The 10,886-nt window shown below is 42.1% G+C and carries 8 protein-coding genes; all 8 read right to left on the minus strand.

The features are described 5' to 3' along the window. Positions 1-41 precede the first annotated feature (41 nt). Positions 42-902: a TatD family hydrolase gene (locus RYL27_RS08745; protein ID WP_314966612.1), complete on the minus strand. Its 861-nt coding sequence runs from the start codon at positions 900-902 to the stop codon at positions 42-44. A 61-nt stretch (positions 903-963) separates the two neighbouring features. Continuing rightward, positions 964-1,743 carry a TraX family protein gene (locus tag RYL27_RS08750; RefSeq protein WP_007157712.1) on the minus strand — a complete coding sequence of 260 codons (780 nt, stop codon included), beginning with the start codon at positions 1,741-1,743 and terminating at the stop codon, positions 964-966. 1 nt (position 1,744) lies between these two features. Further along, complete coding sequence (gene metG / locus RYL27_RS08755; RefSeq protein ID WP_314966615.1) at positions 1,745-3,796, minus strand: methionine--tRNA ligase; 2,052 nt, start codon at positions 3,794-3,796, stop codon at positions 1,745-1,747. A gap of 551 nt (positions 3,797-4,347) precedes the next feature. Further along, positions 4,348-4,764, minus strand: a complete 417-nt coding sequence (locus RYL27_RS08760; RefSeq protein WP_314966617.1) for a hypothetical protein — start codon at positions 4,762-4,764, stop codon at positions 4,348-4,350. A gap of 48 nt (positions 4,765-4,812) precedes the next feature. Further along, positions 4,813-5,280 (minus strand): hypothetical protein, encoded by a 468-nt coding sequence (locus tag RYL27_RS08765; protein WP_183683896.1) that lies wholly within the window; start codon positions 5,278-5,280, stop codon positions 4,813-4,815. Positions 5,281-5,726: 446 nt separating this feature from the next. Then, on the minus strand, positions 5,727-7,775 hold the full coding sequence (locus RYL27_RS08770) for a methyl-accepting chemotaxis protein (RefSeq protein ID WP_314966619.1): 2,049 nt from the start codon (positions 7,773-7,775) through the stop codon (positions 5,727-5,729). A 390-nt stretch (positions 7,776-8,165) separates the two neighbouring features. Next, entirely contained in the window at positions 8,166-9,218 is a 1,053-nt protein-coding gene (locus RYL27_RS08775) for a DMT family transporter (RefSeq protein WP_019117184.1), read from the minus strand. A gap of 6 nt (positions 9,219-9,224) precedes the next feature. Continuing rightward, positions 9,225-10,685 (minus strand): MobQ family relaxase, encoded by a 1,461-nt coding sequence (gene mobQ, locus RYL27_RS08780; protein WP_009428357.1) that lies wholly within the window; start codon positions 10,683-10,685, stop codon positions 9,225-9,227. Positions 10,686-10,886 lie beyond the last annotated feature (201 nt).

The raw sequence follows: 10,886 nt of genomic DNA on the forward strand, positions 1-10,886 counted from the left end.
CTCATTCCTTGCGATGCAGTGCTATACTGCGTGTTCTTTTCTTAATCCTTAATGCGATACACCTGTAAGGCATTTTCCGTGGTTTTCCGGATAACCTCTTCCTCTGAAATTCCCTTTAATTCCGCCAGGCAGGAAACCACATAGCGAAGGTTTCCGGAATGGTTTCTGCTTCCTCGAAGAGGAACCGGACTCATGTAAGGGCAATCCGTTTCCAAAACAATGTGGTTTAGAGGAATCTCCGTCGCCACCTGCTTTAACTTCTTGGCATTGGAAAAGGTCAGTACGCCGCCGATGCCTACCATCATGCCCAAATCGATAAATTGCTTAGCCACTTCCACCGGGTAGGAAAAGCAATGCACAATTCCCCCATTGACATAGCCCTTATGGTCTCTAAGTAAATGGTAGGTGTCCATAGCTGCATCCCGGGAATGGAGCACTACCGGAAGGTTTCTTTTCCTGGCCAGCTCCATCATGGCAATAAAGCAGTCCTTCTGCACCTCCGGATCCGGATTGAACACTTGCATCTCCGTAATTTTCCCTTTGGCAAAGGCCTCTGCCTCCTGCTCTTTTTCTACCCTGGAGCGCTTATCTATCCGAAAATAATCCAGTCCTATCTCCCCCATAGCCACCACTTCCTTTTCCTGGCTCAGGGTATAAATCTCAAGCAGCGATTTTTCCGTAAGCTCATCCGCATTTTCCGGATGAAAGCCTACTACTGCATATTTTTGAAGTCCCGGAATAAAAAGCTCTCTCGCTAAACGAATAGCCTCCTTGGAGCTTTCCAGGTTATAACCGATTTCACAAATCCGGTCCACCCCCTGTTCCGGAAGGGAGCGGAGCAATGCCTCTCTGTCTGCCCCATAGGATTCATCATTGTAGTGGCAATGGGTATCAAAAATCATCTTCTTCTCCTTTTTGATTTCTGTTTTCCTTACATACTCTATATTCTTTCCCGGACAATTCCTACGCCGTAATCTTTGCCCCTAAGTAAATCAAGAGATAGAAAAAACCAAGATGCAAAGGATAATACACGTAGAAGAAACGACTGAGGGAAATTCGCCCCTTTTCACCATTGTAAAAGGCAATCGGAAGAAAGCTCAATGCTGCAAAACAGTAGCTTCCATAGGACAGAGCCGCTGACAACGCAGCCCCTGAGGACAGGCGCAGTGCCTTTTCCTTACGGAAGTTATACAGTGCGGCAATCAGGAAAATGCCCAGTGCTCCGTAGTCTGCCCGAATCAGCTCCGCAATGGCGGCACAGGACAGCACTGCAGCCCATTTGTAGAAAACATTTTTCCGAAAACGGTGCATTCCCTCCATACACAGCACACCCAAAGCCAGGGTAAAGCCGATATTCTGAACGGTAAAATTATAAACCTGATTGAAAAATGCCAGGTCAAAGGGCACTTCCGATACTATGCCCATCAAAAGCAGTCTGAAAAAATATTTCTTTCGGTCGTGGCTATGACGGAAGCCTTCTGTCAGGAGAAAGGCATAAATCGGAAAGGCCAATCTGCCGATAATCCGAAAGATTCTATAGATTTGGAGCAGTCTGTGCCCCTCCTCCGTAGCAATAGCCATCTGATAGTACTCCGTGGAATAGCCGTAGAGTTTTCCGTTTAGAATTACGATGGCCGCAAAATGGTCTATAGTCATGGAAATAAGGGCAAGGAGCTTCAGCATAAACGCGGAAACTCCTCCCCCTTTTTTCTTGGTATTTAAAATGGCCTGGTAGTTCGTCATATTATGAAATGCTTGCTCCCGCTGGCATATCTGCCAGAGGACTCATTAAGGAAAGTTTGCCCTCTTCGTCTATAGCGGAAAGAAGCATTCCTTCAGACTGATAGCCGCAAATCTCTCTGGGGGCAAGGTTGCAAAGCACCATAACCTTCTTTCCTAAGAGATCTTCAGGCTTATAACTGGACTTAATCCCGGAAAGAATCTGTCTTACTTCGGATCCCACCTGTACCTTGAAAAGCAGTAATTTTTTAGACTTCTTCACTTCCTCGGCATGAATAATCTTTCCAATACGGAAGTCACATTTGTCAAAGTCCTCATAGGAAATCTCAGCCTTAAAGGGAATATCAATTCCCTTTTCCAAATCCGTATTGCCCGCTGCCTGAGAGCTTCCTAAAGCACAGGCTGTTTTTGCCGCCTTCCTGGCCTCTTCCTTCTTCTCCTCGGCCTGTGCCTTGGCAATCTGGGCCTCGGTAATCTTTTCTACTTCCTTCTCTACCTCTTTCCAATCCTTTCTCTCAAAGAGAGTCTTGGGGTCCGCCACCACCTTATTACCGGAGGGGTATAGACCGAAGTCGGAAAGGGAAGCAAAGTCTCTTTCCGTAGTGGAAAGCTGCTCTAAAATCTCCGCTCCTGTGGAGGGCATAAAGCTCTTCAGTAAAGATGCACCGATGACAATGGATTCTGTCAGGTTATACAGCACGGTTCTTAAGCGATCCGCCTTGCTTTCTTCCTTCGCCAAAACCCATGGTTCTGTCTCATCAATATATTTGTTGGAACGTCTGAAAATCTCAAAAATTGCAGTTAAGGCATCCGCTACCTTCAGCTCATCCATCTTGGCAATAGCAATCTTGGCCTGCTCTAAAACGGTGTTCTTCAGATCCTGATCCACTTCCCCGGTAACGCCCTTGTCCTCCACAATACCGTCAAAATACTTATTGCTCATGGAAATGGTACGCTTTACCAGGTTTCCTAAAATGTTGGCCAACTGGGAATTAAAACGCTCTACCATCAGCTCCCAGGAGATAACACCGTCATTTTCAAAGGGCATTTCATGCATTACGAAGAAACGCACTGCATCCACGCCAAAAAGCTTTACCAAATCATCCGCATAGATAACATTTCCTCTGGATTTGGACATCTTGGTGCCTTCATCTGACTTGGCTGTTGCGGTAAGAAGCCAGGGGTGACCGAAAACCTGCTTGGGCAGAGGAACATTTAAACTCATTAAGAAGATGGGCCAGTAAATGGTATGGAAACGAACAATATCCTTTCCAATCAAATGCAGGTCCGCAGGCCAATACTTCTTAAAACGTTCCTGATGCTCTCCGTCCACATCATAACCGATACCGGTAATATAGTTGCTTAGGGCATCCAGCCAAACGTAAACCACATTTTTCTCATCAAAGTCCACGGGAATTCCCCAGGTAAAGGAGGAACGGGACACGCAAAGGTCCTGTAAGCCCGGCTTTAAGAAGTTGTTCACCATCTCATTTTTCCGGGAAACCGGCTGAATAAACTCAGGATGGCTTTCGATATACTCCATCAGACGATCCGCATACTTGGACATCTTAAAGAAGTAGGCATCCTCACTAGCCCTCTCCACCGCTCTTCCGCAGTCCGGACATTTTCCGTCCACAAGCTGGGAGTCGGTCCAGAAGGACTCACAGGGAGTACAGTACCAGCCCTCGTATTTTCCCTTATAAATATCTCCGTTCTCGTACATCTTTCGGAACATCTTCTGCACTTGCTTTTCGTGATATTCCTCTGTGGTACGCATAAACTTGTCATAGGAGGTGTCCATCAAATCCCAGATGGTATGAATTTCTCCTACCACCTCATCCACGAATTCCTTGGGAGTCTTCCCCGCATCCTTGGCCTTCCCCTCGATTTTCTGACCATGCTCATCGGTTCCGGTCATGAAAAATACATCATAGCCCTCGTAACGCTTGAAACGGGCAATGGCATCAGCCAGGATAATCTCATAGGTATTCCCGATATGGGGCTTTCCCGAGGCATAAGCAATGGCAGTGGTGATATAATAAGGCTTTTTTTCCATAGACTCTCCTTTATCTTTTCTATCCTCTTAATCCTGCAAAGAACTCTCTTTTCGGCGCTTTTTTCAAATGCCGTTTTTGCAGAAATTTTCTGTTCTTATTCTATATTCTATAAACATTCCTAGTCTAACATAGATTTTTCACTAGTCAATAAAATGTCGTCAGGAAGAGGAAAGAGCGGGGTTGTCCAGGCGTGCTTCAATAAGTTTTGCTATATACATTGCCCCTCCTAGTTCCACCTAATAGCCTTGAAACAGAGGCACACTCTCGCTAACCTCGCCTCGTAGGGGATACTAAGCGAAAAACTGCAGTTCCTTTGTTTTTCGCAAGTACCCACGGGCTCAGATTGCCTCTTCTTTCAAGGCTATTGGTGGAACTTCGGATTATTCACCTTTCTTTATTATATCAAGGCAAACGGAATGCCGCTCGCTCCGTGAACGATACCCGTTGAGAAATATGCAAAAAAGAGCGGCGTCACCTAGGCAAACACCGCTCTTTTTAAAGTATCTTTTGTTTAATTTGCTGATTTACTTGTAAGCAAATCCATTCCGGATTATTCGTCAAAATGCTTATTGAGTAACTCGTCCACTACGGGAACTGTGATGGTGGATTGGTTCAGTGCCTTGAAAGCCAGTGCCAAGAAAATACAGGTTTTAAAAATGTCAATAGCCTGGGTAATCAAGGACCAAAACGCGGTAATGGCACGAGTACCGTCATTGACATTGATAACGGACAGGGCAGTTCCTATCCATTTAAAGGCATCCGGAACCAAGCCCAAGAGGCTCAGCAGAAAGCTAAAGAAAAGCATCGTTGCTAAAGCCTTCAATGCGGATTTCTTCAGCCAAGCATCCTCTTCCATCAGAAAAATATAGCCCACAGCAAGTAAAATCGCAGTGTAGTTTCCCAACACCGCCAGAACATAAACTCCGGCAGCTGCTAAACCTACGGATACCCCTAATTTTGTTTTCATACTCTTCTTCCTCCATGCCTAACTATGATGCTTTCAGCACACAAACAATTAGTTTCCGTTTACTGCGTTGTCAACAGCATCCTCTGCCTTGTTTACGGCCTGTTCTGCCGCGTTCTCCACATGCTCCGCAGCCTGCTTTGCTGCATCCACAGCACCTTCTGCAGCATTTTCCACCTTATCGGCAGCCTGATTTACAGCTTCCTTTGCATCCGCTGCCACATTCTCTACCGCAGCCTTGCCTTCATTCTTTAAAGCATTCAGCTTTTCCTGAATCTCCGCAATCTTTGCCTGTGCAGCATGAATCTCTTCAATAAAAGCCTTAAAATCCTCTGAAGGAGCATTTTCAAAAACTTCAAAATACTTCTTACCGATTTTGCTGTAAACTGCTGAAATCTTCTTTTCCTCATCATGAATCTGGGAATTGAACTTAGCAGTATCTGCCATTTCCTTTCCCTTTTGCATTACATCCTGACTTGCATCAGAAAGCTTCTTTCCTAAATCATCAAAAAATCCCATAGTATCCTCCTTTGTCTAGTCATTAATGCCACTTTGTAATCTTATCATGGAGGTTCTTAAAGCTCAATGAATTTGTTAAAAATATATATTAAGACTACACTTATTCAAAAATTGTATTAAGCCTTAGGATTTTTATGCCCTTTAACCATTGCAGAGTATCTCCAATGCTTCCCATTCCCCTTCTCGGAGAATATCCCGGCATTTCTCGCACCGGTGGCGCGAGTTTTTTCATTATACCAAAAAAAGCAGGAAAGCCTAAAGTCTAGCGTTCCTGCAGCATAGGTTTGGAAACAAGGGGCAATCTGAGCTCGTGGGTACTTGCGAAAAACAAAGGAACTGAAGTTTTTCGCTTAGTACCCTACCCGCTGGGCGAACTTAGCGAGAGCGTGCCCCTGTTTAGACCTATATTGGATGAAAATCTTTCGGTTTTTTACATCCTCTTTGTTTTATATTTTAAATTCCGCCACCTGCTTCTCCAGTGCCTTAGCCTCCTGGTTCAGCTCTTCGCTGGCAGCGCCACTTTCCTCTGCAGTAGCTGTATTTCTCTGTACCACATCGGAAATACTGTTAATGCCTTCTCGTACATCGGATACGGCCTTTGCCTGTTCCTCTGTTGCCTTGGCAATTTCATTTACCAAATCATTGACCTGACCGGAGCCCTTAACCACATGCTGCAGGGAAACTGCTGTATGCTCTGCAAGCTTTGCTCCTTCTTCCACGGCCCGTACGGTTTCTTCAATCAGGGTGGTGGTATCCTTTGCCGCATCGGCGGATTTTTGTGCCAGGTTTCCTACTTCATCCGCTACTACTGCAAAGCCCTTACCGTAGCTTCCGGCTCTTGCCGCCTCGATGGCTGCATTTAAAGCCAAAATATTGGTTTGGAAGGCGATATCGTCGATGGTCTTGATAATCTTGGAAATTTCTCCGGACTTATCGGAAATTTCCTCCATCGCCTTCTGCATCTTCTGCATTTGCTGGTCAGCCTTCTCTACCTCGCCTTGGGTACTATGAGCTTCCGCGTTGGCAAGCTTGGTATTTTCCGCACTCTTTTCCACATGATCGGAAATCGCACGAATTCTCTCGGATAACTGCTCAATGCTTCCTGCCTGTTCAATGGAACCCTGGCTTAAGGACTGGGCACTGTTTGCCACATTTCCTGCAAACTCGGAAACTCTTTCAGAGGAAGTCTGAATATTTCCAATCAAATCGGTAAGCTTTCCGGACAAGGCATTTAAAGCCGCCTTGATGCAAGCAAATTCTCCGTTATACTCATGCTGTAAGGAAATGGAAAGTTCTCCCTCACTCATCTGATTCAATACCTGAGAAATTTCTCCGATGTAAAGCTTATAATTCTTTAGCTGTTCGCCCAAACTCTCTAAGGAATGAGCCAAAGCGCCAATCTCTGTCTGATCTTTTACGGTAATCTTTTCATCCAAAGCACCCTGAGACATCCTTTCCACAGACTTGGAAAGCTTCACAATGGGGTGAGCAATACGATTTCCTACCAAGACAGCCAAAACCAACATAAAAGCTGCAAAAAGGACAGAGAAAACCGTAAAGGTCAGTTTAAAGCTCTCCAAGCTTCCGTAGATTTCATGATAGCTTGGCACCGCCACGATCTTCCATCCGTTTTCCAGAGTGGTAAAGCCCATTAAAATGGAGGACTTTCCGCTTCCTTCATGGACAAAACCGTGGTCCTTATCCTGCATTTCCTTGAACGCATCGGCATACTTACCGTCTTCAATCTCCTGGAAATTCTCACCGTTTTGATACTGGGCATGGTAGAGGATTTTACCCTCCGCATTGATTAGAAAACTACTGTCTCCCTCATACTTCTGATTTTTCTTTAACAAATCATCCAAGTAGGCAAAGTCGAAGTCCACACCGGTTACTCCGTAGTTGTTTCCATTTTTCAGATAGAAGGGAACTACATAGGAAATGATGGTCTTGGAAATATTGGCATTAAAGTATGGCTCCATCCAGGTGGCTTTTTTGTTGGCCAAGGGGGTGTAGAACCAGCCTACATGCTCCGTGTCGGTAGGCTCATAAGCCGCCAAATCTGTAGGGGTAACTGCCTCCAGCTTTCCGTCTCCATCCGTATCGGTATAAAAGGTTCCGGAGGTACCGTAGGTTAATGCCGGATCGTAACGAACATAAGAAGCTACCAGGCCGGGAATATCCTTGGTGCCGTCCACCAAAAGATTGTTCATATTTCCCTCAAAGGACTTAAAATAGTCCAAATCCTTTGCCTGAATCCTATCCTGATCGGGAATATCCGTTACCGCCAATTCGATAACACCGATTCTGGTTTCAATTTCAGATAAAACAGTATCCACGGCACTTCCCATCTGCACCGCTGCAGATTCCATAGCCGCATCCCCCTCTTTTGTACTCTTTTTCTCCATAAACTGCAGGAACACAAATCCCAGCAAAAGAAAAACTACCAATATTGGTAGCAAGATGGATAAAATAAGCGTATTCCGTAAAGATTTCATTTTCCCTCCTTGGTAAGTTTCTTTCTAATACTTCCATGCCACAAAAAGAAAGAACATTTATAATAATTCTATAAATGGTATCGGCGGAGGGGATTGTGGGTATAAGGGATTTTTAAGACAAAATAGTGTAAGTTTGAAAATGAGAAGGACTGCACTTGTTATAAGAAAGCGCTCTGATGCAGTGTAGGTCTATAAACGGGGCACGCTCTCGCTAGCCTCGCCAGGAAGCGTTTTGTCAAGTACCTTTTTATATTTATGGACGCTCTTTCTGTAAGCCGTATTAACTTTTAAGCAAAGAAAAACAGTAAACCTTTTTTGATTCACTGTTTCTCTTTGTTGTATTATGCTTATTTCTTAACGGTTATATAAGTTAAGCCATTTTCCAATCATTTATGTGTTTGCATGAGAATGACTGTGTATATGCATAGGGTTAAATATAAAATGTCTATGCTCATGCGAATGTACTACTTTTCCGTGCTTATGCTGGTGGGTATGGACATATCCATTATATATTTTTTCGTTACCAAGCGTATCTTTTATCATAATCAATGTGCTGATTATCATAATGCCGAGGGCGATATAAAATTTTACTGTTGGTCTTTCACCCAAAATAATAAAACTAAATCCCACTCCTAAAAATGGTGCTATAGAATAAAATGCACTTGTTTTTGCTGCACCCAAGTTCTTTTGTGCCATAATATAAAAATTTATACTTAAACCATATGCCACAAAACCAAGTAACATAACCGCAAGTATATATAGTATTTCAGGTAGATGTTCTCCAATGATAAAAGCAATAACAATACTGCCAATACCCGAGAAAATTCCTTTTATTAACACAATTTCCTCAGAACTTTTATCACTTATACTTCTTGTACAATTATTCTCAATCCCCCAACAAATACAAGCACATAAAACAAACATTGAACCTTTATTCAGTGCTAATGCTTCCATCCCCTCAAAGCTAAGAATGACGCTTGATAAAAGTACAAGGACAATAGCAATCCATAATCTTTTAGAAATTTTTTCCTTAAAAATCAAAAGGGCAATGACCGATGTTGCAACAATTTCAAAGTTATTAATTAACGAGACATTAGCAGAATTTGTATTGGCAATGCCAAACATCAGAAATATCGGTGCTGCTATATCAAGAACAACCATTGCAATTGTATAAGGTAAATCATTTATATTAAGCCATTTTTCGTCAGTCAATTTGTTTTGAGTTTTCTTTATTCCAAGTAATATCCCAATACCAACACCTGCTCCTAAATACAAAAAACCGGCAAGCATTGTCGGAGACACATTTGCTAATAATATTTTCGATATTGGTACATTGATTGCATATAATGCTGCTGCTAATATTGCAAAAAATGTAGCTGTTTTATTTTTACTCAGTGTCAAAGCCCCCTTTCTATCTTTTTTAATATTATACCATTTTTTCACTTAGTTTTATAGGTCTAACTCATTCCTCTTTACCTGTGATAGTCGCTTTTCGTGTCCCTCTATTTGCTCTATACAGGTTTTAACTTTTTCAGCCTGTTCAACTTCTTCTCGTATCTCCAATATTTGACTGTATAGGTTCTTTTTCTCTTTCTTCAAAGTGGCAAGTTCTGATTTCCATTTACTGATGGCTAAGGTTTTACTTTCTCCTAAATGGTCTTTCAAATATTTCTTAGCACTTTCAAATAAAATAATTTCTGCCGTATGCTCGTTATAAAAATTCCCCTGTTTGCTTTTCTTTGTCTTGGTATAGGCTTTGTAGGTGTCCTTATGCTTCAAATATTTTTCTGACTGGTCTATGAGTTTTGTTTTATCATCAACTTTCTTTTCGGTATCTTTTAAGGCTCTTGTGGTCTTGTAATTCTTATCTCGTAAGGTAACTATACTTTCTTTTAGCTGGGATAATGAAGTGATATTTTTATCTTTGAGTAGCTGATAACTCTCAATATATTTTTCTAAATCAGCATTATTCTTATCTGCATTTTCACGGATAAGATTTTCAAAGATTGACTGCAAATTTTCTTTGAGTGGGAGGGTGAACTTTGTATTTTCATTTTCTGTATTTTCTTCTTTTCCAATTCCCCTTATCCAATTTAGCAATGCCTTTATTCTTCTTGAGATTTCTTTTAATATCTTGTTTTGATGTATGATTTCTCTGTTGATGTATCCTCTGTCTGTGGATATGCCTTTCTTTTCCATTTGTGTTGCTGATACTCCTAAATGAATGGTCGGTATTTGTTCTATTCCTTGCCTTAGATAAGAGCGATGATCCACTTTCTCCTGTATGCTGTTTTCTTCAAGATATTTGTTTGTGATATCTGCCCATGCTTTTCGCCACTCTTCTGCTTTGTCTTGCTCATTCCAATCTGTTGTATTGATTTTTCGTGTTTTGTAATTTCCATTTTTGAGTTTTACTTTTTCTCCGTTTTCATCAAGGATATATTCCTTTTTTGATTTTGCTCCCCATGTTGTATCCTCGTTTAGTGGTCGCATGGTAAGTAATATATGACAATGTGGGTTTCCATCATTTTTATCATGTATTGCAATATCGGCACACATACCTACTTTTACAAAATTTTCTTTTACATATTCTCGTACAAGATTTATTTGTTTCTCTCGGTCTAATTCTTTGGGTAAGGCTACTTCAATTTCTCTTGCAAGTTGTGAGTTTTTACTCTTTTCTATTTTTTCAACACTATTCCATAATGTCCCTCTATCTGAAAATTCCTGTGGTGCATTTTGTGGTAAAAGAATTTCTGTATGGGCTATTCCACCTTTTCTTGTAAAGTCATGGACTATACCGTCATATTCGTTTTTTATCTTCTCGCCACTTCGATAGGCGGAAGCTGCTACTGCACTTTTGCCTTTACCTCTTGAAATAATCTTTATGCAAAGATGATATATCGCCATAGTAAAAAACCTCCTTTCCATTTTCTGATATGGTTATGGTGGAGATAGATAGAACTTCCTAAAAAAATCGGATAGCTTTTTATCCGATTTCTTTTGGGAAGTACACAAGGGGTAGGAAATTTATTTCCGTAGGGGAGTGTAGCTCCCCCTGTATCAGCGTTAGCTGATATGCCCTCTGCTAAGAGCCTTCGGAGAACGCAC

This window comes from Oribacterium sinus (genome assembly GCF_963537195.1).
In the GTDB taxonomy this organism is placed as follows: domain Bacteria; phylum Bacillota; class Clostridia; order Lachnospirales; family Lachnospiraceae; genus Oribacterium; species Oribacterium sinus_A.

What these genes read in the sequence shown, in the direction of transcription:
- RYL27_RS08745 (WP_314966612.1), bottom strand. Translation starts at nt 902, where the DNA reads ATGATTTTTGATACCCATTGCCACTACAATGATGAATCCTATGGGGCA.
- RYL27_RS08750 (WP_007157712.1), bottom strand. Translation starts at nt 1,743, where the DNA reads ATGACGAACTACCAGGCCATTTTAAATACCAAGAAAAAAGGGGGAGGA.
- metG (WP_314966615.1), bottom strand. Translation starts at nt 3,796, where the DNA reads ATGGAAAAAAAGCCTTATTATATCACCACTGCCATTGCTTATGCCTCG.
- RYL27_RS08760 (WP_314966617.1), bottom strand. Translation starts at nt 4,764, where the DNA reads ATGAAAACAAAATTAGGGGTATCCGTAGGTTTAGCAGCTGCCGGAGTT.
- RYL27_RS08765 (WP_183683896.1), bottom strand. Translation starts at nt 5,280, where the DNA reads ATGGGATTTTTTGATGATTTAGGAAAGAAGCTTTCTGATGCAAGTCAG.
- RYL27_RS08770 (WP_314966619.1), bottom strand. Translation starts at nt 7,775, where the DNA reads ATGAAATCTTTACGGAATACGCTTATTTTATCCATCTTGCTACCAATA.
- mobQ (WP_009428357.1), bottom strand. Translation starts at nt 10,685, where the DNA reads ATGGCGATATATCATCTTTGCATAAAGATTATTTCAAGAGGTAAAGGC.